At 70.8% G+C, this 26456-nt stretch carries 21 protein-coding genes; 16 read left to right on the top strand and 5 right to left on the bottom strand.

Going from position 1 to position 26456, the window contains the following annotated elements; all coding sequences use genetic code 11:
• Positions 1 to 200: 200 nt before the first annotated feature.
• The 7 genes from KAK07_RS05450 (at position 201) to KAK07_RS05480 (ending at position 9744) form a co-directional block, all read left to right on the top strand.
• Positions 201 to 632, top strand: coding sequence for an ExbD/TolR family protein (locus KAK07_RS05450; protein ID WP_210859397.1), 432 nt, complete (start codon positions 201 to 203; stop codon positions 630 to 632).
• Positions 633 to 644: 12 nt separating this feature from the next.
• Positions 645 to 1064 (top strand): ExbD/TolR family protein, encoded by a 420-nt coding sequence (locus tag KAK07_RS05455; RefSeq protein ID WP_210859400.1) that lies wholly within the window; start codon positions 645 to 647, stop codon positions 1062 to 1064.
• Between the two features lie 20 nt (positions 1065 to 1084).
• On the top strand, positions 1085 to 2281 hold the full coding sequence (locus KAK07_RS05460) for a tetratricopeptide repeat protein (protein WP_210859401.1): 1197 nt from the start codon (positions 1085 to 1087) through the stop codon (positions 2279 to 2281).
• A 20-nt stretch (positions 2282 to 2301) separates the two neighbouring features.
• Positions 2302 to 3762 carry a sucrose phosphorylase gene (gtfA, locus tag KAK07_RS05465; protein WP_210859402.1) on the top strand — a complete coding sequence of 487 codons (1461 nt, stop codon included), beginning with the start codon at positions 2302 to 2304 and terminating at the stop codon, positions 3760 to 3762.
• A gap of 212 nt (positions 3763 to 3974) precedes the next feature.
• Positions 3975 to 6515, top strand: a complete 2541-nt coding sequence (locus KAK07_RS05470; protein ID WP_210859403.1) for a TonB-dependent receptor domain-containing protein — start codon at positions 3975 to 3977, stop codon at positions 6513 to 6515.
• Positions 6516 to 6670: 155 nt separating this feature from the next.
• A complete protein-coding gene (locus KAK07_RS05475) occupies positions 6671 to 8197 on the top strand; it encodes a tryptophan halogenase family protein (protein WP_210859404.1) in 1527 nt (508 codons plus the stop codon).
• A gap of 71 nt (positions 8198 to 8268) precedes the next feature.
• Positions 8269 to 9744 carry a glycoside hydrolase family 32 protein gene (locus tag KAK07_RS05480; RefSeq protein ID WP_210859405.1) on the top strand — a complete coding sequence of 492 codons (1476 nt, stop codon included), beginning with the start codon at positions 8269 to 8271 and terminating at the stop codon, positions 9742 to 9744.
• 18 nt (positions 9745 to 9762) lie between these two features.
• Here the strand turns inward: KAK07_RS05480 and KAK07_RS05485 are convergent, their stop codons facing one another.
• Genes KAK07_RS05485 through KAK07_RS05495 form a run of 3 tightly spaced genes read right to left on the bottom strand, consistent with a single transcriptional unit; the run spans position 9763 to position 12910 of the window.
• Entirely contained in the window at positions 9763 to 11079 is a 1317-nt protein-coding gene (locus tag KAK07_RS05485; protein ID WP_210859406.1) for an ABC transporter substrate-binding protein, read from the bottom strand.
• Positions 11080 to 11086: 7 nt separating this feature from the next.
• Positions 11087 to 11992, bottom strand: a complete 906-nt coding sequence (locus KAK07_RS05490; RefSeq protein WP_210859407.1) for a carbohydrate ABC transporter permease — start codon at positions 11990 to 11992, stop codon at positions 11087 to 11089.
• Between the two features lie 3 nt (positions 11993 to 11995).
• Positions 11996 to 12910, bottom strand: coding sequence for a carbohydrate ABC transporter permease (locus KAK07_RS05495; protein ID WP_247664248.1), 915 nt, complete (start codon positions 12908 to 12910; stop codon positions 11996 to 11998).
• A 167-nt stretch (positions 12911 to 13077) separates the two neighbouring features.
• Between KAK07_RS05495 and KAK07_RS05500 the strand changes: the two genes are divergently transcribed.
• Genes KAK07_RS05500 through KAK07_RS05525 form a run of 6 tightly spaced genes read left to right on the top strand, consistent with a single transcriptional unit; the run spans position 13078 to position 20762 of the window.
• Positions 13078 to 14229, top strand: coding sequence for an ABC transporter ATP-binding protein (locus tag KAK07_RS05500; RefSeq protein WP_210859410.1), 1152 nt, complete (start codon positions 13078 to 13080; stop codon positions 14227 to 14229).
• Positions 14230 to 14246: 17 nt separating this feature from the next.
• Entirely contained in the window at positions 14247 to 16418 is a 2172-nt protein-coding gene (locus KAK07_RS05505; RefSeq protein ID WP_247664249.1) for an alpha-galactosidase, read from the top strand.
• A 3-nt stretch (positions 16419 to 16421) separates the two neighbouring features.
• Positions 16422 to 17468: a UDP-glucose--hexose-1-phosphate uridylyltransferase gene (locus KAK07_RS05510; protein ID WP_210859412.1), complete on the top strand. Its 1047-nt coding sequence runs from the start codon at positions 16422 to 16424 to the stop codon at positions 17466 to 17468.
• The gene (gene galK, locus KAK07_RS05515) at positions 17465 to 18631 is read left to right on the top strand and encodes a galactokinase (RefSeq protein ID WP_210859413.1); all 1167 of its coding nucleotides are present in this window, start codon (positions 17465 to 17467) and stop codon (positions 18629 to 18631) included. The genes KAK07_RS05510 and galK overlap by 4 nt, the downstream gene beginning before the upstream one ends.
• 11 nt (positions 18632 to 18642) lie before the next feature.
• Positions 18643 to 19662, top strand: coding sequence for a UDP-glucose 4-epimerase GalE (gene galE / locus KAK07_RS05520; protein WP_210859414.1), 1020 nt, complete (start codon positions 18643 to 18645; stop codon positions 19660 to 19662).
• Positions 19663 to 19694: 32 nt separating this feature from the next.
• Positions 19695 to 20762 carry a LacI family DNA-binding transcriptional regulator gene (locus KAK07_RS05525; protein ID WP_247664250.1) on the top strand — a complete coding sequence of 356 codons (1068 nt, stop codon included), beginning with the start codon at positions 19695 to 19697 and terminating at the stop codon, positions 20760 to 20762.
• A gap of 51 nt (positions 20763 to 20813) precedes the next feature.
• On the opposite strand, the gene KAK07_RS05530 is transcribed toward KAK07_RS05525, so the two are convergent.
• Together KAK07_RS05530 and KAK07_RS05535 are read right to left on the bottom strand one after the other, a co-directional pair.
• Complete coding sequence (locus tag KAK07_RS05530) at positions 20814 to 21518, bottom strand: anti-sigma factor (RefSeq protein ID WP_210859417.1); 705 nt, start codon at positions 21516 to 21518, stop codon at positions 20814 to 20816.
• A gap of 1 nt (position 21519) precedes the next feature.
• Entirely contained in the window at positions 21520 to 22143 is a 624-nt protein-coding gene (locus tag KAK07_RS05535) for a sigma-70 family RNA polymerase sigma factor (protein ID WP_210859419.1), read from the bottom strand.
• Positions 22144 to 22420: 277 nt separating this feature from the next.
• On the opposite strand from KAK07_RS05535, the gene KAK07_RS05540 reads away from it, so the two are divergent.
• From KAK07_RS05540 to KAK07_RS05550, 3 genes are all read left to right on the top strand, one after another.
• Positions 22421 to 23956 (top strand): DUF4331 domain-containing protein, encoded by a 1536-nt coding sequence (locus KAK07_RS05540; RefSeq protein WP_210859421.1) that lies wholly within the window; start codon positions 22421 to 22423, stop codon positions 23954 to 23956.
• Between the two features lie 104 nt (positions 23957 to 24060).
• Positions 24061 to 25293 (top strand): hypothetical protein, encoded by a 1233-nt coding sequence (locus tag KAK07_RS05545; protein WP_210859423.1) that lies wholly within the window; start codon positions 24061 to 24063, stop codon positions 25291 to 25293.
• Complete coding sequence (locus tag KAK07_RS05550; RefSeq protein ID WP_210859426.1) at positions 25290 to 26456, top strand: HupE/UreJ family protein; 1167 nt, start codon at positions 25290 to 25292, stop codon at positions 26454 to 26456. The genes KAK07_RS05545 and KAK07_RS05550 overlap by 4 nt, the downstream gene beginning before the upstream one ends.

Raw genomic sequence — 26456 nt, forward strand, 5'->3', positions numbered from 1 at the left:
ACTGGCTGATCCGCCGCAACAAGAGCGTGATGGAGAAGGTCCGCGCCTTCTCGGGCGACCTGCACAACGTGCTGCTGTCGGGCAACAAATAAGGGCCCCAAGACCTCGCCCTGAGGGCGAGGTCGCCCCCCGAGGGGAGCGAATTTCCTTGGGACGGCCCGGCGGAAATTCAAAGCCCTGAACCAACGAGGAGGCACCGCATGGCGATGTCCGTAGGCTCGTCCGACGAGGGCGAGGAGCAGATGAACTCCACCATCAACACCACGCCCCTGGTGGACGTGATGCTGGTGCTGCTGATCATCTTCCTGATCACCGTGCCGGCGATCACCCAGTCGATCCAGCTGTCGCTGCCCAAGGAGCGCAACGTGGTGACGGTGACCAAGCCGGAGAACATCCTGCTGGGGGTGTCCAAGGACGGCGACGTTTACTGGAACACCAAGCTGATGCCCGACAACCAGGCGCTGGTCGAGGCGCTGAAGAAGGAGTCGGTCAAGGAGCCGCAGCCCGAGGTGCACATCCGCGGCGACGAAGGGGTGCGCTACGAATCGATCGGCAAGCTGATCGTGGCCTGCCAGCGCGCCGGCATCGCCAAGGTGGCCTTCGTCACCGAGCCGCCGCCCAACGGGTCCTGAGGAGACAAACACATGGCCATGAGTGTGGGGTCGTCCGACGACGACATGATGGTGGACATGAACACCACGCCGCTGATCGACGTGATGCTGGTGCTGCTGATCATGTTCATCATCACCATCCCGGTGCAGACGCACGCGGTGAAGATGAACATGCCGGTCAACAGCCAGAGCGCGCCGCCGCCGACACCGCCGGAGATCATCCGCATCGACGTGGACTTCGACGGCACCGTCACCTGGAACGGCGAGACGGTGCCCAACCGCGCCGAACTGCAGGCCAAGCTCTACCGCATCGCCCAGCTGCCCGACCAGCCCGAGGTGCACCTGCGCCCGAACAAGCTGGTGACCTACAAGCATGTCGCGATGGTGATGGCCGAGGCGCAGCGCCTGGGCGTCACCAAGATCGGCATCGTCGGCAACGAACAGTTCATGTGAGGCCGCGCACGATGAGCCCGATGCTCCGCGCTGCCGCGCTGGCGGCCCTGCTGGCCTGCGGCACCGCCCTGGCCCAGGACAAGGACGTGCTGCGCCCCGAGGTGGCCAAGCCGCTGCAGGCCGCGCAGGACGCGATCAAGGCCGGCAAGTCGGCCGACGCGCTGGCCCGCGTCAAGGAGGCCGAGGCCGTGCCCGGCCGCACCCCGTACGAGGTCTTCATCACCGACCGCATGAAGGGCTCGGCCGCGCTGCAGGCCGGCGACTCGCCGCTGGCGCAGCAGGCCTTCGAGGCCGCGGTGACCAGTGGCCGCCTGGCCGGCGCCGATCTGCTGGCGGCGCTGAAGACGCTGTCGGCCCTGGCTGTGCGCAACCAGCAGCCGCAGGCCGCGGTGACCTGGGCGCGCCGCTACTTCGCCGAAGGCGGCACCGAGCCCGCGGTGCGCGTGGCCCTGGTCCAGGCGCTGTACGCCAGCAACGACCTGGCCGCCACCGCGCGCGAGGTGCTGCCGCTGATCACCGCCGACGAGTCCGCCGGCCGCACCCCCAGCGAGGAGCAGCTCAAGCTGCTGGCCTTCAGCCTGATGAAGACCGGCGACGAGGCCGGCTACACCCAGGCGCTGGAGCGCCTGGTCACCCACCACCCGCGCACCGAATACTGGGCCGACCTGGTCTCGCGCGTGTCGCGCCGCCCCGGCTTTGCCGACCGCCTGCAGGTCGATGCGCTGCGCCTGGCCCGCCGTGTGGGCGCGCTGGAAGACGCCAGCGAGTACCTGGACCTGGCCCAGCTGGCGCTGCAGGCCGGCGTGCCCGGCGAGGCGCAGGCGGTGGTCGAGGAAGGCTATGCCAAGGGCGTGCTCGGCAAAGGCGCGCAGGCCGAACGCCACCAGCGCCTGAAGACCGGCGCCGACAAGGCGGTGGCCGACGACAAGTCGGCGCTGGCCGCGTCCGAGGAATCGGCGCGCAAGGCCCGCGACGGCGCGCCGCTGGTGGCCATGGGCCAGGCCCTGTTGACCTACGGCCAGGCCGACAAGGGCCTGGCGCTGATGGCCGAAGGCCTGGCCAAGGGCGTGCAGAAGCACCCCGACGACGCGCGGCTGCGCTACGGCGTGGCGCTGCTGGCCGCCGGCCAGCGCCCGGCCGCCGAGACCCAGTTCAAGGCCATCACCACCACCGACGGCGCCGCCGACCTGGCCCGCCTGTGGCTGCTGGTGCGCTGATCGACAAGACCCCGAACACCATGAAAAACCAGGTCCAGCTCATCACCTATGTCGACCGCCTCGGCGGCGGCAACCTGCGCACGCTGCAAGGCCTGCTGCGGGGGCCCTTGCAAGGCCTGTTCGGCGGCGTGCACCTGCTGCCCTTCTACTTTCCGATCGACGGCTCGGACGCCGGCTTCGACCCGATCGACCACACCCGCGTCGACCCCCGCCTGGGCACCTGGTCCGACATCGCCGACCTGACGCAGGACGTGGAGGTGATGGCCGACGTCATCGTCAACCACATGTCCTCGGACTCGCCGCAGTTCAAGGACTTCTCGGCGCACGGCAGCGCGTCAGAGTACGACGGCCTGTTCCTGACGCTGGACCGCGTGTTCCCGCAGGGCGCCACCGAAGAGGCGCTGCTCAAGGTCTACCGCCCCCGCCCCGGCCTGCCGCTGACCTATGCGGTGCTGGCCAACGGCGAGAAGCGCATCCTGTGGACCACCTTCACGTCCAAGCAGGTCGACATCGACGTCACCCATCCGCTGGGCCAGGCCTACCTCAGCGGCATCCTGCGCTCGCTGTCCGAGGCCGGCATCCGCATGGTGCGCCTGGACGCCGTGGGCTACGCGATCAAGAAGGCCGGCGACAGCTGTTTCATGATGCCCGAGACCTTCGCCTTCATCGACCGCTTCGCGGCCGAGGCCAAGGCGCTGGGCATCGAGGTGCTGGTCGAGATCCACAGCTACTACCGCCGGCAGATCGAGATCGCCGCGCGCGTGGACTGGGTCTACGACTTCGCGCTGCCGCCGCTGGCGCTGCACGCGCTGATGACCGGCCGCAGCGACGCCTTGAAGCAGTGGATCGCGGTGCGCCCCACCAACGCACTGACGGTGCTGGACACGCACGACGGCATCGGCATCATCGACATTGGTGCCGACGCTGCCGACCGCGCCGGCAGCCCGGGCCTGGTGCCGCCGGCCGAGCTGGACGCGCTGGTCGAGTGGATGCACGACAACAGCGGCGGCCAGAGCCGCCAGGCCACCGGCGCAGCGGCGTCGAACCTGGACCTCTACCAGGTCAACTGCACCTTCTACGACGCGCTGGGCCGCGACGACGAGGCCTACCTGGCCGCGCGCGCACTGCAGTTCTTCCTGCCCGGCGTGCCGCAGGTCTACTACGTCGGCCTGCTGGCAGGCCACAACGACATGGACCTGCTCTCGCGCAGCGGCGTGGGCCGCGACATCAACCGCCACCACTACAGCGAGGCCGAGATCGACGCCCAGCTGCAGCGCCCGGTGGTCCAGCGCCTGTGCGACCTGATCCGCCTGCGCAACAGCCACCCGGCGTTCAACGGCCGCTTCGAGCTGCTGGCGGGCGAGGCCCATGAGCTGAACCTGCGCTGGAGCGACGGCGAGCACTGGGCCGAGCTGCGGCTGGATCTGCGGGCGCGCCAGCACCGCATCACGCACAGTGATCCGGTGCTGGCGGCTGCCTGACGGGTCCGCTTATCGATTGCATCCCAACCACAAGGGGATCACCGCGCGCGGCAGTCAAGCGTTGCGGTTTCCACCATGGTCCCGGGTAATCCCTGTGTTGCAATCGATTGCTAATCATTTTCAAACCCTATAGATTTCCAACCAAGCCGGCCGATCGAGCACTTGAGCCGGCTCCTTTCCACCGCCACCGACCCTTCCCGCGAGGAGACCTCATGAAGAAGCACCCCCAGGCCCCGCGCCTGAACCAGATCGCCGCGCTGTTGGCCACCTCGTCCTTCGCGGCGATGCTGGCCCTGCCGGCCCATGCTCAGGACGCCAAGCCGGCCGACGCCACCACCGCTGACGCCAAGGCCGACGCGGTCGGCCTGGACCGCGTGGTCGTGACCGGCACGTCCCAGGCCAAGTCCAAGATGCGCAGCTCGGTCTCGGTGACCGACGTTGACCAGGAACAGGTGACCAACCTGGGCGCCCGCTCCGAGGCCGAAGTCCTGAAGCTGATTCCCGGCATCCGCGCCGAAAGCTCGGCCGGTCCCGGCGGCAACTCCAACATCGCGGTGCGCGGTCTGCCGATCGCCTCCGGCGGCGCCAAGTTCGTGCAGTTCCAGGAAGACGGTCTGCCGGTCGTCGAGTTCGGCGACATGAACTTCGGCAACAACGACTACTTCATCCGCTTCGACAACAACGTCGACCGCATCCAGACCCTGCGCGGCGGCTCGGCCGCCACGCTGGCCTCGCAGGCCCCGGGCGCCGTCATCAACTACATCAGCAAGACCGGCAACGAGCCCGGCGGCTCGGTGGCCCTGACCCGCGGCCTGAACTACAACGAGACGCGCGTCGACGCCGACTACGGCGGCCGTCTGGCCAGCGACCTGACCTACCACATCGGCGGCTACTTCCGCGATGGCGAAGGTCCGCGCAAGTCCGACACCAGCTCGCTGCACGGCTACCAGCTCAAGGGCAACATCACCAAGACCTTCAACGGTGGCAAGGGCTATGTCCGCGGCTACTTCAAGGTGCTGGACGAGAACGCCCCGACCTACACCGGCATGCCTGCCGTCGCCAGCGTGAGCGGCACCTCGGTGTCCGGCATGAGCGCGCTGAAGAACTTCGACATCCGCACCGAGTCGCAGCTGTCGATCTACAACCAGACCATGCCCACCGCCGACCTGTTCACGGGTCGTGCCGGCGTGGCCAACATCTCGAACGGCATCACCGTCAGCTCCAAGGCCGTCGGCCTGGAGTTCAAGAACGAGGTGGGCGGTTGGACGGTGGAGGACCGCTTCAAGATCAGCAGCACCTCCAGCTCGTTCCAGACCCAGTTCTGGAGCGCCAACACCCTGGCCGGCGTGCTCGGCAACCTCGGCGGGGCCTCGGCCAAGTATTTCAACGGCGCGCTGGCCGGCCAGACCGTCACCACCGCCAACCTGAAGACCGGCCTGGTCTCTCAGGGCGCGGCCATCAACCAGCAGTCGCCCGACATGGGCCACTTCGCGAATGACCTGAGCGTCAGCCGCAACTTCGACCTCTCGGGCAGCAAGCTCAACGCCAAGGCGGGCCTGTACATGTCCAAGCAGGACATCGTGCAGCAGTGGCAGATCAGCGAGCGCGTGATGGAGATCGGCCACAACGGTGCGCTGATCGACATCTATGACGGTGCCGGCAATGCGCTGACCACCGCCGGCCTGACCGGCTACAACAACCAGTGGGGCGGCTGCTGCGCGCGCGATATCGACGCGCACTACTCCAACACCGCGCCATACCTGGCGCTGAACCTGGAGTCGGGTGACTTCGACTTCGAAGGCGCGCTGCGCCGCGACAACTTCAAGGCCCGCGGCAGCTACGCCGGCGGCAAGCAGGTCGCTGGCGGCTTCGACGTCGACGGCAACGGCACGATCAGCGGCGCCGAGAAGAACGTCTACCTGGTCGACAACGTCAACCGCAGCCCGATCAACTACGACACCGCCTACACCTCGTACTCGCTGGGTGCCAACTACCGCGCCACCAAGGACCTGAGCGTGTTCGCCCGCGTCAGCAAGGGTGGCCGCGCGATCGCCGACCGTCTGCTGTTCTCGCCCTTCGTCGACGCCAAGACCGGCGCCCTGACCGCCGGCCTCGAGAACTACGCGGTGGCGACGGTCAAGCAGAAGGAGCTGGGCGTCAAGTACCGTGGCAAGTTTGACGGCGGCAACTACGGCCTGTTCGCCACGCTGTTCCAGACCACCACCGAAGAGTACGACTACGACCAGACCCGCACGGTCGGTCCCAAGCTGAACGTCAAGGGCTTCAAGGCCAATGGCCTGGAGCTGGAGTCGGCGCTGAGCTGGGGGGCCTTCGCCCTGAACGCCAACGCGGTGTACACCGACCAGAAGGTGACCAAGGACCTGGTGGGCACCGCCACGGGCAACAGCACCGTGGGCAAGACCCCGGGCGGTCAGCCGAAGTGGATCTACAGCCTGTCGCCGCGCTACACCTTTGGCCAGCTCACCGTGGGCGGCACGATGTGGGGCCAGACCGCGGTGTGGAACAACGACTTCGACACCGCCCAGGTCGCCGGCCGCGCGATCTTCAACGCCTTCGCCAGCTACCAGCTGAGCGACAACACGTCGGTCAACCTGAACGTCAGCAACCTGTTCAACAAGGTGGCCTCGTCCGGCGGCGTCGGCGGCCCGAGCAACCTCAACGGTCAGCAGATCGTCGAGCTGCGTCCCGAGGCCGGTCGCACCGCCAGCGTGACGTTGCGTTACGCCTTCTGACGGCGCTGCGCCGGCAGCGCTGCAGCGCAGGACAGTGGGCTTCGGCCCCTGTCCCGCCCGCAGCGCCGCCGGCCTGTCGCGAGCGCCCCCGGTGGGCTTTCGCGACAGGCCGGCCACGATCCAGAATCGGACCTCCGCACATTCCCTGACCAGCCATGAACGACCTCCAGGACCCCCAGGCGCTGCGAGACATCGTGATCGTCGGCGGCGGCTCGGCCGGCTGGATGGCCGCCGCCGCGCTGTCCAAGGCGGTCGACACCCGGCGCTGCCGCATCACGCTGGTCGAGTCCGACGAGATCGGCACGGTCGGCGTGGGCGAGGCCACGATCCCGCCGATCCGCACCTTCAACCAGGTGCTGGGCATCGACGAGGCCGAGTTCATGCGGCGCACCCAGGGCAGCTACAAGCTGGGCATCCAGTTCGTTGACTGGGGTCGCACGGGCCACAGCTACTTCCACCCCTTCGGCCCGCACGGCCTGGCGTTCGATCTGGCGCCGCTGCACCAGTACTGGCTGCGCTCGCGCCAGCGCCTGCAGCTGCCGCCGATCGACGAGTACTCGATGGCCTGGGCCATCGCCCGTCGCAACCGCTTCGCCCGCCCGGTGGGTGACCCGCGCTCGGTGATGTCGAGCTTCGACTACGCCTACCACTTCGACGCCGGCCTGTATGCGCGCTACCTGCGTGAGCTGTCCGAGGCGCGCGGCGTGCGGCGGGTCGAGGGCAAGATCGAGCGCGTCACGCTGCAGCCCGACAACGGCCACGTGGCCTCGGTGCAGCTGCTCGATGGCCAGGTGCTGGCTGGTGACCTGTTCATCGACTGCTCGGGCTTTCGCGGCCTGCTGATCGAGGAGGCGCTGCACACCGGCTACGAGGACTGGACCCATTGGCTGCCCTGCGACCGCGCGCTGGCCGTGCCCTGCGCCTCGGTACCCGGCGGCTTCACGCCCTATACCCGCTCGACTGCCCACGCCGCCGGCTGGCAGTGGCGCATCCCGCTGCAGCACCGCACCGGCAACGGCCATGTCTACTGCAGCCGGTTCATCTCCGACGATGAGGCGGCCGCCGCGCTGATGTCCCGGCTCGATGGCCAGGCCCTGGCCGAGCCGCGGCTGTTGCGCTTCACCACCGGTCGGCGGCGTCTGTTCTGGAACCGCAATGTCGTGGCCCTGGGCCTGGCCAGCGGTTTCATGGAGCCGCTGGAGTCGACCAGCCTGCACCTGATCCAGTCGGGCATCTCGCGCCTGCTGGCGCTGTTCCCCGACCGGCGGATGGACGCCCTCACGCGCGACGAGTTCAACCGCATCGGCATCGAGGAGTTCGAGCGCATCCGCGACTTCATCATCCTGCACTACAAGCTCAACGATCGCCCCGAGCCGATGTGGCGCGCCTGCCGCGAGATGGCCGTGCCTGAGTCGCTGCAGTGGAAGATCGACCACTTCCGCCACAGCGGCCGCCTGGTCAGCCGCGGCAATGACCTGTTCGGCCCACAGAGCTGGCTGGCTGTGCACATGGGCCAGTTCAACGAACCCGAGGGCCACGACCCGCTGGTCGATCTGCGAACGGTCGATGCCGACACGATGCTGGAGCGCCAGCGCCAGGCCATGGCCCAGACCGCCGAGTCTCTGCCAGGTCACGATCACTTCGTCGCCGAGCACTGCGCTGCGCGGCCCGTCAACACTTGATGCCTCTCTTGCGACGAGAGTTCTGGGGAGCGATACGCTCCCCGCTTTTTTTCGGGCTCGCCCTGACCGCCATGTCCAGCTTTGCCCAAGCGCCCGCGGCCACGCCGCAATGGCGCCCCGCCTTCCACTACACGCCGCAGGCGATGTGGATGAATGATCCCAACGGCCTGGTCTTCCACCGGGGCGTCTACCACCTGTTCTACCAGTACCACCCGCACAGCGCCGTGTGGGGGCCGATGCACTGGGGCCACGCCACCAGCACCGACCTGCTGCGCTGGCAGGAGCAGCCGGTGGCGCTGGCGCCCGATGCACTGGGCATGGTCTTCTCGGGCAGCGCGGTGGTCGACGCCGACAACCGCAGCGGCCTGGGCCCCGCTGGCAGTCAGCCGCTGGTAGCCGCCTTCACCCACCACGCGATGGACGCCGACCGCGCCGGTGGCATCACCCACGAACGGCAGAGCCTGGCCTTCAGCCTCGACGGCGGCCTGACCTGGACCCCCTACGCCGGCAATCCGGTGCTGCCCAACCCGGGCCGCAAGGACTTCCGCGACCCCAAGCTGCGCTGGCTGCCTGAACGCCAGCGCTGGCTGATGGCGCTGGCCTGTGGCGATCGCATCTGCTTCTACAGCGCGGCCGATCTCAGGCACTGGACACTGGAGAGCGAGTTCGGCGCCGGACTCGGCGCCCATGGCGGCGTCTGGGAATGCCCGGACCTGTTTCCGCTCCCCGGACCCGACGGTCGCACGCGCTGGGTGCTGCTGGTCAGTCTGACACCGGGCGGTCCCAACGGCGGCTCGGCCACCCAGTATTTCATCGGCCAGTTCGATGGCCACCGCTTCACACCGGACGACACCCAGGTGCGCTGGCTGGACTTTGGCCCTGACAACTACGCTGGCGTGACCTGGTCGGGCGTCGAGGACCGAGCCCTCTTCATCGGCTGGATGAGCAACTGGCAGTACGCCACCCAGGTGCCCACCGCGCCCTGGCGCAGCGCGATGACCATGCCGCGCGAGCTGGTGCTGCGCACCGGCGCGGGTGGACAGCTGCTGCTGGCCTCGCAGCCGGCGCGCGAGCTGCAGGCTCTGGTGCAGACGCCCCTGCTGGACCTGGGCGCGCAGCGGCTGAACGCGCCACTGGACCTGTCGGCGGCACTGGCTGGCGCTGACGGCCGCTTTCTGCTGACGCTGTCGACCCCGGCGCTGCAGGGCTTCACGCTGAGCATGGGCAACGACGCTGGCGAGCAGCTGCGTCTGGGCTACGACGCGCAGGCCCAGCGCTGGTGGATCGACCGTCGCGCCAGCGGCGAAGTGGATTTCCACCGCAGCTTCGCCGCCCAGCACAGCGCGCCGCGCCTGGTCGACGGCGGCGCCAGCCACCTGGCACTGTGGTTCGACCACGGCGTGGTGGAGCTCTTCGCCGACGACGGCCTGAGCGTCATGACCAGCCTGCACTTCAACCGCCAGCCCTGGCGCCAGGGCGTGCTGCAGGCCGAGCTGCCGATGGCCGTAGACAGCCTGCGCATCCAGCCGCTGCGCGACCCGCGCTGAGGGCTGGCTACGGGGCGATCACTGGCTGGCCAGCGCCCGCGCCTGGCGGTTGGCCTCGCGCAGCAGCGGGCCGGCGGGCTCGCCGCTGAAGAGGATGCGCTGCATCGCCGAGTCCAGCACCTCGTTGATCTCGGCCGCGTTGGCGACGATGGGCGGGGCGAAGGTCCTGCCTTGCGCGGTGCTGAGGAAGACCCGCGCATCGGCGCCCAGTCGGCCTTGCGCCTGCAGCGCCACTTCGGCCAGCCCGCGGATGGCTGGGTACACCACGCCGGCCTGGGCCACCACCTGCTGGCAGGCAGGCGAGCCCAGGTAGTGCACCCACTGCCAGGCTTGCTCGGGATGGCGCGTGCCCTTCCAGATGGCGTGGCCGATGCCGCCCATCATGCTGGCGCGCTGACCGCTGGGGCCCACCGGCAGTGGCACCCAGGCGTGCGGGAACTTCAGCTGCCGGGCCATCTGCCCGGTCATCCAGGCGCCGATCGGCACCACGGCCACGCGGCCCATCGAGAACAGCGTCTCGGCCCCCAGGCGACCGAGCTGCTGCGGTGTGGCCGAGATGCCGCGGCGCGGCAGGCCCGCCAGCCAGTCCAGGGTCTCGGCCAGGCCCGGGTCGTCGTAGTGCAGGGCGGGCGACCAGGGCGCGTCCTGGTAGCGCCAGCCGTTGGAGACGGCGAAGTGGCTCCACTCGGTCTGACCCATCATGCCGCCGGAGGCCGGTGTCTGGTAGCCAAAGACCTTGACGCGGCGCTTGTCGAAGGCCGGGTCCAGCGCGTCGCGGTCAGCCTCGTCACGGCTCAGGCGGGCGATCAGGCGGCCAAAGCTGCCGCCATCGCGGGGATTCCAGTCCAGCCGTTGCAGCGCTTCATCGGTGATGCCGGCGCGGCGTGTCATGTCCAGGTTGACCAGCAGCGCCACGGTGTCCCAGTCGGCCGGCAGCGCGTATTGGCGGCCCTGGCGCGACCAGTTGTCGTACAGGCCGGGCAGGTAGGACGCCGGGTCCACACGGTCGCGCCGCACCTGAGGCGCGATGTCAAGCAGCACCCCGTTGTCGACCTGTTCGGGAAACTTGCTCAGGTGATTGGCAAAGACATCCGGCGCGGTGTTGGCGATGAAGCCGGTGGACAGGCTGCTCCAGTAGTCGTCCCAGCCCTGCTGCTGCACCCGCACCTGCACGCCGGGGTGCAGGCGCTCGAAGTCTCGCGCGCACTGCTGGTACATCGGGCGCTGACTGGCGTCCCACAGCAGGTGGCGCAGCGTCACCGGCGGTGCCGCGCTGGCGGTGCTGGCCAGGGCGGCAAGAAAGAGCGTGGTCAGGGCCTGTCGTGCGCGCATCATGGGGCTCTCATCGACCACCGCTGAACTGCACCGACTCCACCACCCGCCGCCCGAAGGCCAGCAGCAGCACCAGCGTCGGCAGCACCGTGATCGCGCTGGCGGCCATCAGGCCGGACCAGTCGATCTGGCCTTGCGGCGTCTGCGACTTGAAAGCCTGCAGTGCCACCGGCAGCACCTGCATGTCCTCGCCCGGCGAGACCACGAAGGGCCAGAAGAACTCGTTCCAGGCACCGATGCCGGTGAGCATGGCGATGGTGGCCAGCGGGGTGGTGGACAGCGGCAGCACGATGCGGCGGAAGATGTAGAAGTGCGAGGCGCCATCCAGCAGCGCTGCCTCCTCCAGGTCACGCGGCACCGACAGGAAGAACTGCCGCAGGAAAAAGATCGAGAAGCCCGACATCAGCGCGAACGGCGCCACCATGCCGGCCATCGTGCCCAGCCAGCCCAGGTCGCGGACCAGGATGAAGTTGGGGATGAACAGCACCACGCCCGGCAGCATCATCGAGCCGATGAAGGCGCCGAAGATCAGCCGGCGCCCGGGGAACTCCAGGCGCGCGAAGGCATAGGCCGCCATCGCGCTGTGGGTGGTCTGCAGGACCACGACCAGCACGGTGAAGAGCAGCGAGTTCAGCAGGGCGCGGACAAAGTTGACCTCGGCGCCCGAGCCGCCCAGCGCCAGGCTCTGCTCGGCGTCCAGGCCGCCGGCCACGCGCACGAAGTTGACCAGCGTGGGCTCGCTGGGCCACCAGTCCGCGGCATGCTCGTACAGCGCCTGCGGGTGCTCGACGGCGGTCTTGAGCATCACCAGCAGCGGCGCCACCGTCAGCGCCAGCATCGCGGCCAGTGCGGCCCAGGCCAGCACCCGGCCTGGGCTGAGGGCGGTGCGGCGCATCGGGGTGGCGGAGGCGTCCATGGGTCAGGCCAGGTCGTTCTGGTCGGCGCGCATCAGGCGCATCTGCAGCACGGTGTAGAGCAGCATCACCGCGCACAGCACCATCGACATCGCCGACGCGTAGCCCATCTTCAGGTAACCGAAGGCGTTCTGCACGATGTACAGCACGATGACGCGTGTCGAGTCCTGCGGCCCGCCCTTGGTGGTCACGGCCACGGTGTCGAAGATTTGCAGCGAGCCGGTGACGCTGGTCACCAGCACGAAGACCATCACCGGGCGCAGCAGCGGCAGCGTGATGCGCCGGAACATCTGCCACTCGCTGGCGCCCTCCATGGCGGCCGCCTCGTACAGTGAACGCGGGATGTTCTGCAGCCCGGCCAGAAACAGCATGGCCACCAGGCCCATGTGGCGCCAGACATTGACCGCCGCCACCGTGGCCAGCGCCTGATCGGCCCCCGAGAAGAAGGGCTGGCGATCGCCCCCCAGGCGCTCGATCAGCGCATTGACCGCGCCCAGGGCCGGGTCCAGCATCCACAGCCAGACCAGGGCGACCAGCACGTTGCTGAGCAGGTAGGGCAGCAGCACCACCGACTTGACGAACAGCGACCGGGTGAGCCGGTCCATGGCCACCGCCAGACCCAGTCCCAGCACCGTCTGCAGCGGGATGTTCATCAGCGCGTAGCCCAGCGACAGCCGCATGCCCTGCCAGAAGCGCTCGTCATGCCACAGGCGCTGGTAGTTGGCCCAGCCCACGTCGCGCGGCGGACGCAGCAGGTTCCAGTCGGTGAAGCTGATCTCCACCGCGCGCAGCGCCGGCAGCGCGTAGAACAGCACAAAGCCCAGCAGGGCCGGCGCGATCATGGCCCAGGCGGTCCAGGCCTCGCGGCCGGGCAGCAGGGTGCGCCAGGCGGGTCGGGCAGGGACATCGGGCCTTGTCATGCCGCTAATGTTATTAGCATCGGATTCAGCAGCCATGCGGGACAACCCGCAAACGATCTCAATCAGAGAGAAGAACCTGCAGATTCCAGGTGGGCCCTGCGGGTTATCACTGGTGATTGATAATATTATCAGCGTGACAATGCCAAGCGTCACCCTCCGCCCTCACCATGGCCAGCGTCGAACTCCAATCCGCCCACAAGTCCTACGGCAACGCCGTGGCCGTGCTGCGCGACATCAACCTGGCCGTGGCCGACGGCGAGTTCTGCGTCTTCGTCGGGCCGTCGGGCTGCGGCAAGTCCACGCTGCTGCGCAGCATCGCCGGCCTGGAGCGCCTGAGCAGCGGCCGCCTGCTGATTGGCGGCCGCGAGATGAACGACGTGCCCCCCGCGCGCCGCGGCGTGGCCATGGTGTTCCAGAGCTACGCGCTGTTCCCGCACCTGAGCGTCTACGAGAACCTGGCCTTCGGCCTGACGCTGGCCAAGGTCGACAAGGCCGTGATCGACGCCAAGGTGCAGGAGGCCGCGCGCGTGCTGCAGCTGCAGCCCTTGCTGGACCGCAAGCCCAAGGCCTTGTCGGGCGGTCAGCGCCAGCGCGTGGCCATCGGCCGCGCCATCGTGCGCGAGCCCGGCGTGTTCCTGTTTGACGAGCCGCTGTCCAACCTGGACGCCGCGCTGCGCGCCCAGACTCGCTTCGAGATCGCCCGCCTGCACCGCAGCTTCGGCCAGGCCAGCACGATCTACGTCACCCACGACCAGGTCGAGGCCATGACCCTGGCCGACCGCATCCTGCTGCTGCATGCCGGCGAGGCGGTCACGCGGCACGGCAGCGTGGCCCAGTTCGGCACGCCGATGCAGCTGTACCACCACCCGCGCAGTGCCTTCGTGGCCGGCTTCATCGGTTCGCCCACGATGAACTTCCTGCCCGGCACGCTGCTGTCGGCCGAGCCGGCCGAGGCCCGGGTCCGGCTGCACGATGGCACCGAGCTGGCGGTGGCCGTCGATGCGCAGCGACTGGCGCCGGGCGCCGCAGTGCAGGTCGGCATCCGCCCCGAGCACGCCGAGGCTGGCGCCGCCACGCAGCACCTGGTGCGCGAGGTGCTGTGGCAGGAGCGTCTGGGCGACAGCACCTGCCTCTACCTCGACAGCGGCACACCCGGTCAGCCCTGGGTGCTGCGCGTCGACGGCCGGGCCTGCGCCGCGCCCGGCCAGCGCGTGGCAATGTCGCTGCCAGCGCAGCACCTGCACCTGTTCGATGCCGAGGGCTGGGCGCTGGAGCGCCGCGTCACGATCGCCGACCAGTCCCTGGCACTGCCCACCTGAACCCACCCCTGTCCACCATGACCTACACCGCCCTGCCTGCCAGTCCGGCCGAGTTCCTCGTGCTGCATGGCCGCGACAGCTCCCTGGTGATCGAGCACCACGCCGACGAAGGCCCGCTGTGGCGCTACTGGGGTCCGCGCCTGGCCGACGGCGCCACGCCCGGCCTGGCGCTGCGCGACAGCCGGCCGCTGCCGTCCTTCATGCTGGACCACGACCAGCCGCTGACCGTGATGCCGGGCTTTGGCGTGGGCTGGTTCGGCCAGAGTGCGCTGCTGGCGCACCGCGGCGGGCGGGACTTCTCGCTGGCCTTCCAGCGCGCCGAGGTGCAATGGCAGACCCCCGGCCGCGCGCTGGCATTGCTGCTGCACGACGACACCGCCCGCCTGCAGGCCCGGCTGACGCTGTCGCTTGATGCGCACGACGTGCTGCGTGTGCAGACCACGCTGACCAACCTGGGCGACACGGCGCTGGAGCTGCAGTGGCTGGCCGCCGCCACGCTGCCGCTGCCGGCCGAGGTGAGCGCGGTGCGCAGCTTCGCCGGCCAGCACAACCACGAGTTCCTGCTGCAGGTTGACGCGCTGTCGCGCAGCACCTGGCGCCGCGAGAGCCGACGCGGGCGCACCAGCCACGACAACTGGCCCGGCGCGGTCGTCACCACGCCTGGCGCCACTGAGCACCAGGGCCTGGTCTTCGGCGCCCACCTCGCCTGGTCGGGCAACCACCAGCAAAGCATCGAGTGGCTGCACGATGGCAGCTACCAGTGGCAGCTGGGCGAGTGGCTGGCGCCGGGCGAGGTCCTGCTGGCGCCGGGTGCGGCGATCAGCACACCGGAGGTGGTGGCCAGCCTGTCCACCGCCGGCCTGAACGGCCTGGCCGCGAACTTCCACGCCGAGCTGCGTCGCCGCCTGCCCTGGGCCGGCGGCCGCATGACACCGCGGCCGGTGCACCTGAACACCTGGGAGGGCCTTTACTTCGACCACCAGCTGCCGGACCTGATGGCCCTGGCCGATGCCGCGGCCGAGGTGGGCGTGGAGCGCTTCGTGCTGGACGACGGCTGGTTCCTGGGCCGCCACCATGACCGCGCCGGCCTGGGCGACTGGTGGGCCGATCCCGGCAAGTACCCCGACGGACTGGCCCCGCTGGCACGGCATGTGGTGGCGCGCGGCATGCAGTTCGGCCTGTGGTTCGAGCCCGAGATGGTCAACCCCGACAGCGAGCTGCACCGCGCCCACCCCGACTGGGCGCTGCAGCTGGATGGCCGGCCGATGCTGACCGCGCGCCACCAGCTGGTGCTCGACATCTCGCGGCCCGAGGTGTCGCAGTACCTGTTCGACAAGATGGACGCGCTGCTCAGCGCGCTGCCGATCAGCTACATCAAGTGGGACCACAACCGCGACCTGGCCGCGGCCGGCCTGGCCGACGGCCGCCCCGGCTGGCATGTGCAGGTGGGCGCGGCCTATGCGCTGATGCAGCGCCTGCTGGACCGGCACCCGGCGCTGGAGATCGAGAGTTGTTCCGGCGGCGGCGGCCGCATCGACTTCGGCGTGCTGCGCCACACCCACCGCGTCTGGACCAGCGACTGCATCGACGCCGGCTCGCGCGTGTCGATCCAGCGCCACTTCCTGCAGTTCTTTCCGCCCGAGGTGATGGGCGCCCACATCGGCACCGCGCCGGCGCACTCCACCGGCCGCAGCCAGGCCATGGCCTACCGTGGCGCGGTGGCGCTCAGCGGCCACCTGGGCGTGGAGCTGGACGTGCGGCACCTGGACGCCGACACCCGCCGCCAGCTGTGCGGCTGGATCGCGCTGTACAAGCAGTGGCGCGACCACATCCACGCCAGCCGCACCTGGCTGGGCGAGGCCGGCGACCATGTCGTCTGGCAGCTGCATGGCCAGCCCGGCGGTGATGACTTCCTCTTCATCAGCCTGCGCACCGCGCCCAGCGGCCACCGCTACCAGCGCACCGCCAGGTTGCCGATGCTGGAGGCTGGCGCCCGCTACCGGCTGCGCGTGGTCACGCCCGACGGCCTGCCTGAAAGCCAGCTCTACTGCGGCAGCGCCCCCTTCTTCGACGCCCTGCGCACGCCTGAGGGCGTGGAAATGGACGGCGACTGGCTGCGCCAGGGCGGCCTGCCCTTGCCGCGCAGCCTGGCCGAGACCGGCTTCATCGTCCACCTGCACAAGTGCTGAACCATGTCTGAGGCCTTTGATCCCGCCGAGCACTCGCACCGGCGCCGCAATCCGCTGACCGGCCAGTGGGTGCTGGTGTCGCCGCACCGCGCCAAGCGCCCCTGGCAGGGCGCCCAGGAGGCGCTGGCCGAGCAGCGCCCGCCCGCCCACGACCCCGGTTGCTACCTGTGCGCCGGCAACACCCGCGTCACCGGTGAGCGCAACCCCGACTACCGCGGTCCCTTCGTCTTCACCAACGATTTCGCTGCGCTGATGGCCGATGCGCCGCCGGCCCCTGAGGCGGCCGATCCGCTGTTCAGCACCCAGGTGGCGCGCGGCACCAGCCGGGTCATCTGCTTCTCACCAGACCACGGCCGCACGCTGCCCGAGCTGTCAGCCGCCGAGGTGCGCGCGGTGGTCGACACCTGGTGCGACCAGAGCGCCGAGCTGGGCCAGCGCTGGCGCTGGGTGCAGGTGTTCGAGAACAAGGGCGCGGCCATGGGCTGCTCCAACCCGCACCCGCATGGCCAGATCTGGGCCTGCGACTTCCTGCCCAACGAAGCCGCCACCGAGGACCGCGAACAGCGCGCCTACCGCGCCACCCACGGCCGCCCTTTGCTGCTGGACGTGGCCGAGCGCGAGGCCGGCGGCGCGCGCGTCGTGGTGCAGAACGCGCACTGGCTGGCCATCGTGCCCTTCTGGGCCACCTGGCCCTTCGAGACCCTGCTGCTGCCGCGCTTTGCCGTGCAGCGCCTGCCCGCGCTGACCGACGCGCAGCGCGACGACCTGGCCGCTGCCGTGCGCGCGCTGACCGCCCGCTACGACAACCTGTTCCAGTGCAGCTTCCCCTACTCGATGGGCTGGCATGGCGCGCCGTTCCAGGATGAGGGCGAACACTGGCAGCTGCACGCGCACTTCTACCCACCGCTGCTGCGCTCGGCCACGGTGCGCAAGTTCATGGTCGGCTTCGAGATGCTGGCCGAGGCGCAGCGCGACCTGACGCCCGAGCAGGCGGCCGAACGCCTGCGCGCTGTACCGGCCACGCATTTCCGCGAGGAGGCGCTGCGATGAGCACACCGCTGCAGCAGCGTGCGCTGGCCAGCTACTTCGGCGCCTTCGACAGCGCCCCGCAGGTGCTGGTGCAGGCCCCCGGCCGCGTCAACCTGATCGGCGAGCACACCGACTACAACGACGGCTTCGTGCTGCCCTGCGCGATCGACTTCCACACCGTCATCGCCATCGGACCGCGCACCGACGGCCGAGTGCGCGTGGTCGCCGCCGATTTCGGCCATGCGCTGGATGACTTCGCGCTGGGCGACACCATCGCCCACGCCGGGCCGCGCTCGGCCTGGGCCGACTATGTGCGTGGCGCGGTGCAGATGGGCCTGCGCGAGGGCCTGCCGCTGCGCGGCGCCAACCTGGCGATCGCGGGCGATGTGCCGCAGGGCGCGGGCCTGTCGTCCTCGGCAGCGCTGGAGGTGGCAGTGCTGCAGGCGCTGAAGTCGCTGCTGGGCACGACCGCGCCCGCGCCGGCGCGCATGGCCCAGCTGGCGCAGGCCGCCGAGAACGACTTCGTCGGCTGCCGCTGCGGCATCATGGACCAGATGATCTCGGCATGCGGCCAGGCCGGACACGCCTTGCTGATCGACTGCCGCAGCCTGCAGACCCAGGCCGCGCCACTGCCGGACGACTTGGCGGTGATGATCGTGCACTCGCGTGTGCGCCGCGGTCTGGTCGACAGCGCCTACAACGAACGCCGCCGGCAGTGTGAGCAGGCCGCCCGCGTGCTGGGCGTCAGCCACCTGCGCGACGCCACGCTGGCGCAGCTGCTGGCCGCCCATGGCCAGCTGGACGACACGGTGTTCCGGCGCGCCCGCCACATCATCACCGAGAACGCGCGCACCCTGGCGGCACACCAGGCGCTCACCCGCGGCGACCTGCCCGAGATGGGTCGGCTGATGGCCGCCTCGCACGCGTCCATGCGCGACGACTTCGAGATCACCGTGCCGGCCATCGACGCGCTGGTGGCGCTGATGCAGCAGGCGATTGGCGCCGACGGCGGCGCGCGCATGACCGGTGGCGGCTTCGGCGGCTGCTGTGTCGGCCTGCTGCGCGAGGACCAGGCCGAGCGGGTGGCCGCCGCGATCGAGTCCGGCTACCGCAGCCCGGACGGGGAGCCGCCGCATGTCTGGATCACCCGCGCCGTCGACGGTGCCGGACCACTGTCCCTCTGACCGGGCGCCCCATGCCACGTGTCCTGCTCACCGGTGCCACCGGCTACATCGCCTCCCACACCTGGCTCGCCCTGTGGTCCGCGGGCTTCGAGGTGGTGGGCCTGGATGACTTCTCGAACAGCTCGCCCGAGGTGCTGCGCCGCCTGGCCGAGCTGGGGGGCCGCGAGCCGGTCTTCGTGCAGGCCAGTGTCACCGACGCCGCCGCGCTGGACCGGGTGTTCGCCGAGCACGCGATCGATGCGGTGGTGCACTTCGCCGCCTTCAAGGCGGTGGGCGAGTCCGCCGCCGAGCCGCTGAAGTACTACGCCAACAACCTCGGCGGCCTGGTCACCACCTGCCAGGCCATGGGCCGCGCAGGCGTCAAGACCATCGTCTTCAGCTCCAGCGCCACCGTCTACGGCACGCCACAGTTCCTGCCCTACACCGAGGCGCATCCGCTGGACGCAATGAACGTCTACGGCCGCACCAAGCTGATGGGCGAGCAGATCCTGCGCGACCTGGAAACCGCCGATCCCGCCTGGCACATCGCCTGGCTGCGCTACTTCAACCCGGTGGGTGCGCACGAGAGCGGGCGCATCGGTGAAGACCCGCGCGGCGTGCCCAACAACCTGATGCCCTATGTGCAGCAGGTGGCGGTGGGGCGGCGGGCCTTCCTGTCGGTGTTCGGTGGCGACTACGACACGCCGGACGGCACCGGCGTGCGCGACTACCTGCATGTGATGGACCTGGCCGAGGGCCATGTGGCGGCGCTGCGCTACCTGCTGGGGCAGCGCCAGTCGGTCACCGTCAACCTGGGCACCGGCGTGGGCTACAGCGTGCTTGATCTGGTGCGGGCCTTCGAGCGGGCGGCGGGCCGGCCCATCCCCTACCAGATCGTGGACCGCCGACCCGGCGATCTGCCCAGCTACTACGCCGACGCCACCCGGGCGCGCGAGCTGCTGGGCTGGCAGGCCACGCGCAGCCTCGAGCAGATGTGCGCCGACGCCTGGCGCTGGCAGAGCGGCAACCCCGACGGCTACGCCGGCGCCTGAGAGAATCTCCGGGTCCGTCGCCGCAGCCCGTCATGAGCCCCAACCGCCCTCCGTCACCCAGGTCGCGCCGCCCCACGATGACCGACGTGGCCAAGGCCGCAGGGGTCTCGCAGTCGACCGTCTCGATGGTGCTGAACAACGCCAGCGGCGCGCGGCTGTCGGCCGAGACCCGCGCCCGCGTGCTGCAGGAGGCGATGGCGCTGGGCTACCGGCTGCCGCACCGCGACCCGTCCCTGCCCACGGGGCCGACCAAGCAGCAGCCGGTGATCGGCTACCTGGTCGACGAGATCTCGACCAGTCCGCACCCGGTGGTGAGCCTGGATGGCGCCCGGGACGCCGCCTGGGAGCAGGGCTGCGTGCTGCAGGTGGCCGTCACCCGCAGCAATCCCGAGCAGGAGAACGCCACCATTGCCGCGATGCTGAACCAGCCCGGTCTGGTCGGGGTGGTCTATTCGACGATCTTCACGCGTCCCGTCGAGGTGCCCGAGGCCCTGCTGGCCCGGCCCCTGGTGCTGCTGAACTGCCACGATGACCGGCGGCGTCTGCCGGCCGTGGTGCCCAGCGAAGTCGCCGGCGGCCACGCGGCCACCGAGTACCTGATCGCGCAGGGCCATACCCGGATTGCCTTCATCAATGGCGAGCCCTGGATGGAGGCCGCCCAGGACCGGTTGAAGGGCTACCGCCGCGCGCTGGCCACGGCCGACCTGCCCTTTGATCCGCAGCTGCTGCGCGAGGGCGACTGGATGTCGGGCAGCGGCTACGAGCAGGCCCTGGCGCTGATGGCGCTGCCGCGCCCGCCCAGCGCCATCTTCTGCGCCAACGACCTGATGGCGCTGGGCGCGCTGGAGGCGCTCAAGCACCTGGGCCTGCGCGTGCCGGCCGATGTCTCGGTGATCGGCTACGACGATCAGGAGATCTCGCGCCACACCCACCCGCCGCTCACGACCCTGGTGCTGCCCAACGAGGAGATGGGCCGCACCGCGGTGGAGCTGCTGTTGTCGCTGGCGGCGGGCGAGCGCCTGCCGCGCGCGCTGACCAAGATCGCCGGGCCGGTGGTGGTGCGCGAGTCGGTGGCCGGGCCCGCCCGAACGGCGGGCTGAGTTCGGCGGGCTGACCGGCGGCGCGCCCAGTTGCGGCGCGGGCCCGGCCGCTCAGCTCAGCGAGCCCACCGAGATGATCGGCCCGGTGGGCGCGCCGGAGGGCGAGCCGCCTTCCGGCTCGACACTGACCGCGAAGGCGGCGGTGTTCTGCAGCAGGCTGTCGCGCAGCAGCCGCGTCGAGCGGTCGCTGGCCACCAGGCCCAGCGAGCGCGGCGCACCCTGGGCGGGCACCGCCCACAGCTCCAGCGCGCGGCCAGCGTCCACACTCAGCGTGTCCAGCGGACGCAGCACCAGGCCGCGGCCATCGGCGCTGACGCTGGCGACGAACCGGGCCTGGGACAGCTGGGCCGACGTGACACTGGCGTTGGCATTGGGCATCAGCACCACCAGCACCGGCGCCGTGGGCGGCGGCGGCACCGCCAGCGCCACCGCCAAGGCCAGTGCGGCCGTGCTGGCCAGGCCGGCGGCCACCCGCCAGGGCAGCAGCCGCTGCCACCAGGGCGCAGGCGCGGCGGCGGAGGGCGATGGCCCGAACAGCCGCGCCTCGATCGCCTGCCACACGCGTGCCGACGGTGTCACCGGCGCGATGCTGCCGGCCAGCGGCAGCAGCGTCTCCTGCCAGGCGGCCACCGCGCGGCGCAGCGTCGGGTGGGCCGGCAGCAGCGCATCGAAGCGGCGTCGTGCGGCGCCGCGCAGCGTGCCCAGCACGTACTCGCAGGCCAGGCGATCGGCCAGATGGGGGCGGGAGTAGTCCATCTCAGGCCCCCGTCGGCTCGATCGCGCCGCTGCGTTCCAGGCAGCTGCGCAGGGCCTGCAGGCCGCGCCGCAGCCAGCTCTTGACGGTGCCCAGCGGCTGGCCCAGGTGCTGGGCCAGCTCGGGGTGGGTCAGGCCGTCGTAGAAGGCCAGCGCCAGGCTCTGCTGCTGTTCGGCACGCAGGCCGCCCAGGCAGCCGCGCACCGCGCCGTCCTCCAGCGCGCGCGCCAGCAGGTCCTGCGGGCCGGGGTGGTCGCTGGGCAGGGTGTCGACCAGATCGTCGGGGTCGTCGTCCAGGCCCCGTGTGGTGACCCACACCGGCTCGGCCTGCCGGCGGCGCAGGCTGTCGATCGCGCGGTGGCGGGCGATGGCGGTCATCCAGGTCAGGGGCTGGGCGCGCTGGGCGTCGAAGCTGGCCGCCGCGCCCCAGATCTTGACGAAGACCTCCTGCAGCAGGTCTTCGGCCTGCGCACGGTCGCGGTTGATGCGCAGGATCACGCCCAGCAGCCGGCCGCCGACCGCGTCGTACAGCTGGCGAAAGGCCGCGCGGTCGCCCAGCGCCACGCGCGACAGCCACAGGGCCAGCTGCGCTTGCGCGGGCGAGGCGGGATCGGACAGCTCAGCCATGGTGGGTCACCCGTGCAGCAACAGAGTGGGCGGATTCTAGGAACGGCATGGGGGCTCCAGGCGGTGGGTGGGTCGGGTCCAGGGTCTCTACGCAGCGACAGCCGCCGCAGATGCACCTGTCACGCGCCCGCGTACGCAGCAGCCCTGCGCCTGGATGCATGCCCGATGGCGTGGCAGGGGGATCTTCGTGCCCGCATCTGCGCCGATGACCGGCTCGTACAGAGCGCAGACCCGGCCAGACCGCCGGGTCCCACCCACCACCGATCGAGGAGCCACCATGTCCACTTCCACCCTGCGCCTGGCGCCCCTGGTTGCTGCCGCCCTGTGCGCCCTGAGCGTGCCGGCCGGCGCATCCAGCCACCGCGAAGCACCCTTCATCACCACCGCGCCCAAGGTCGACGGCACCGACTTCTACCTGTTCACCAGCTACGAGCCGGGCCGCTCGGACTTCGTCACGCTGATCGCCAACTACCAGCCACTGCAGGACGCCTACGGCGGCCCGAACTACTTCTCGATGGATCCGAACGCGCTGTACGAGATCCACATCGACAACAACGGCGATGCCCAGGAAGACCTGAGCTTCCAGTTCCGCTTCAGCAACCAGCTGGCCGGCGGCAAGGGCATCGCCTTGCCGGTGGGCTCCAAGAGCGTGCCCATCCCGCTGGTGCAGGCCGGCCCGGTGGCCAATGTGGCCGATACCAACCTCAACGTGGCGCAGACCTTCACCGTCACGCTGATGCAGGGGGACCGCCGCAAGGGCACGGCCTGGACGGTCACCAACGCCGACACCGGCGCCAGCGTCTTCGACAAGCCGGTCGACAACATCGGCACCAAGACGATTGCCGACTACCCGGCCTACGCGGCCAAGCACCTCTACAACATCAACCTGCCGGGCTGCGCCACCCCGGGACGGATGTTCGTCGGCCAACGCGCCGAAGGCTTCGCGGTCAACCTGGGCGTGGTCTTCGACCTGGTGCATGCGCCGGCCGCCGTCATCACCGACCCGTCCTACCTGGGCGCCGTACCCAACCCGATCGCCAGCAGCAACGTCACCACGCTGGCGCTGGAGATTCCCAAGGCCTGCCTGACCCGCCCGGGTGAGCCGGTGATCGGTGGCTGGACCACCGCCAGCCTGCGCCAGAGCCGCCTGCTCGAGGCCGATCCCAAGAGCGGCCTGCAGCGCACCGAGCGCGTGCAGGGCGACTGGGTGCAGGTGTCGCGCCTGGGCATGCCCCTGGTCAACGAGGTGGTCATCGGCCTGCCCGACAAGAACCGCTTCAACGCCTCGGCGCCCGCGGCCGACGGCCAGTTCGCCACCTATGTGACCCATCCGACGCTGCCCAAGCTGCTGGAGATCGCGCTGGGCCTGCCCGGCATCGCGCCCAAGAACTACCCGCGCACCGACCTGAGCACCACCTTCCTGACCGGCATCGCGGGCGTCAACCGGCCGGCGAATGTGGTGCCGTCTGAAATGCTGCGCCTGAACACCGCGATCCCGCCGGTGCCCTTCGCGCAGCAGAACCGCCTGGGCATCGTCGGCAACCTGCTGGCCGGCGGCAACGATCTGGCCGGCTACCCCAACGGCCGCCGGCCCAAGGACGATGTGGTCGACATCTCGCTGGTGGCGATGATGGGCGGTCTGTGCATGGCCAATGGCACGACCGACGCACTGGGCTTCGGCGCCAAGTGCAAGCCGTCGGCGGTGCCGCTGGGCGCCACCTCGTTCAAGCTGCATGACGCGGTGGACCAGGCGGTCACGCCCTTCCTGCCGGGCTTCCCGTACCTGAACACGCCCACGCCCGGCGCGATGTGATCGACCGCTGACGCCGCTGGCCGCCCGACGCGGCGGCCAGCGCGTCCCCGTGCGGCCGGGGCGCGATGCCACGGCCGCTCTCCCTGTCCTGACCCCCACCCACCATGTCCGGACCTCTGTCACACCGCCTGATGGGCGCCGCGCTGGGCGTGCTGGCGGCGCTGTTCACCCCTGCCGCGCCGGCCGCGCCCAGGACCCCAGGCGACGACGCCGAGCTGCTGCAACAACTGCCCACCCGGCTGGGCGAGGCGCCGCCGCAGCGCGCACGCCTTCAGGCCCTGCGCGCCGACCCCACCCGGCTGCCGCTGGCGCTGGCACTGGCCCGCGAGGCGCTGGAGCGCGCCCGCACCCGCGGCGACCCCAGCGAGCTGGGCCCGGCCCAGGCCGCGCTGGCGCCCTGGTGGGGGCTGGCCGCGCCGCCCCCGCCGGTGCGGCTGCTGCGGGCCACACTGCGCCAGAACCAGCACGACTTCAGCGCCGCGCTGGCGGATCTGGATGCGCTGGCCGACGCGCCCGCGGGCGCCACGCCACCGGTGCCGCTGGCCGTGCGTGCCCAGGCCGAGTGGACCCGCGCCACGCTGCACCAGGTGCTGGGGAACTGGGCGCAGGCGCGCACCGGCTGCGAGCGCCTGGCCGCCGGGGTTGACCAGGCCCTGGGCCCCGCCACGGCCTGGACCGGCCAGGTCTGCCTGGCCGAACTCGACAGCCTGCAGGGGCGCGATCCGCAGGCTGCCCAGCGCACCCTGGCGTCGATCGCGCGGCGCGCGGCGGGCAGCGGGCTGGACACCGCCTGGCTGGCACTGGTCCGCGCCGAGCTGGCCGCCCGCCTGGGTTCGGCCGAGGCCGGCCCATTGTTCCGCGAGGCCACCGCCGGCTCGCCCGGCGTCTACGCCCTGGCGGCCCATGCCGACTGGCTGCTGGACCAGCGCCGCGAGCGCGAGGTGCTGCGCCTGCTGGCCGACCGCGCTGAGGCCGATGCGCTGCTGCTGCGCCTGGCGCTGGCGCAGCAGCGGCTGGGCGACCCCGCCGCGGCGGCCAGCATCGCGCAGCTCCAGGCCCGCTTCGATGCGGCCCGGCTGCGCCAGGACAACAGCCACGCCCGCGAGCTGTCGCGCTTCGAGCTGGAACTGCGCGGCCGCGCTTCAGTGGCGCTGGAACTGGCGCTGGGCCAGTGGCAGCTGCAGAAGGAGCCCGCCGACGCGCTGGCCGTGCTGCGCGCCGCGCAGGCGGCCGGCCGCCCCGAGGCCGCGGCCCCGGTGCGCGCCTGGGCGCGCGCCCAGGGGTTTGTCGATCGGCGCTGGCCGAGCGACCGGCCGCGTCCGGGGGTGGGTTCATGAGCGCGCTGGGCCGACCGTTGCGCCGGCTGGCGCTGGCCCTGTGGCTGGTGGCCTGTTCGGGGGTGGCGATGGCGCATGCGCCCAGCACCGCCTACCTGACACTCACGGTGGTGGGCGAGCAGGTGCAGCAACGCCTGGACGTGTCACTGCGCGACCTGGACCGCGAACTGGCGCTGGACGCAGACGACGATGGCCGCATCACCTGGAGTGAGCTGCGCCAGCGCCAGGCCGACCTCGACGCCTGGCTGCGGCCGGCGCTCGGCCTGGGCACGCCCGCCGGCGGCGACTGTGCGGCCGGCCCGCTCGCCCCGGTGCAGGTGGACGACCATGCCGACGGCACCCATGCCGTGCTGCGGCGCGACTGGCAGTGCCCCGCGGCGGCCGCTGCGCTGGTGCTGCAGTACCGCCTGTTCGCCCACAGCGACCCGGCGCACCGCGCCATCCTGCGCTGGGTGGGCGACCCGCCGGCCTCGGGCGCCGAGCCCATGCCGCTGGCCCCCGGCGATCAGCGGACCTGGACCCGGGCCGGTCAGCCCGCGGCGGGCGCGCCCGCCACGGCCGGCTGGGCGGCCTACATCGGCGAGGGCATCCACCACATCCTGATCGGCGCCGACCATCTGCTGTTCCTGTGGGTGCTGCTGCTGCCTTCGGTGCTGCGGGGTGGCGCGGCCGGCACCCCCGCACCGAATTGGCGACCGGTGCTGCTGGATGTGGCGCGCACCATCAGCGCCTTCACCGTGGCGCATTCGGTGACGCTGGCGGTGGCGATGCTGGGCGTGTTCAGCCCACCGACGCGCTGGGTCGAGTCGCTGATCGCGGCCAGCGTGGCGCTGACGGCGATCGACAACCTGCGGCCCTTCCTGCCGTCGCCGCGCTGGAAGATCAGCGCGCTGTTCGGCCTGGTGCACGGCTTCGGTTTTGCCGGCGCGCTGAGTGACCTCGGGCTGGACCGGGCCGACCTGGCGCGCACCCTGGCGGGCTTCAACCTGGGTGTGGAGCTGGGCCAGCTGGGCGTGGTGGCGCTGTGGCTGCCGCTGGCCTGGTGGGGACACCGGCAGCCGGGCTACCGGCGCTGGGTGCTGGGCGGCGGCTCGGCGCTGGCCGGCGTGGTGGCCATGCTCTGGTGCACCGAGCGGCTGTTCGACCTGCAGCTGCTGGCCTGA

This window comes from Ideonella alba, assembly GCF_018069875.1.
GTDB lineage: Bacteria > Pseudomonadota > Gammaproteobacteria > Burkholderiales > Burkholderiaceae_C > Ideonella > Ideonella alba.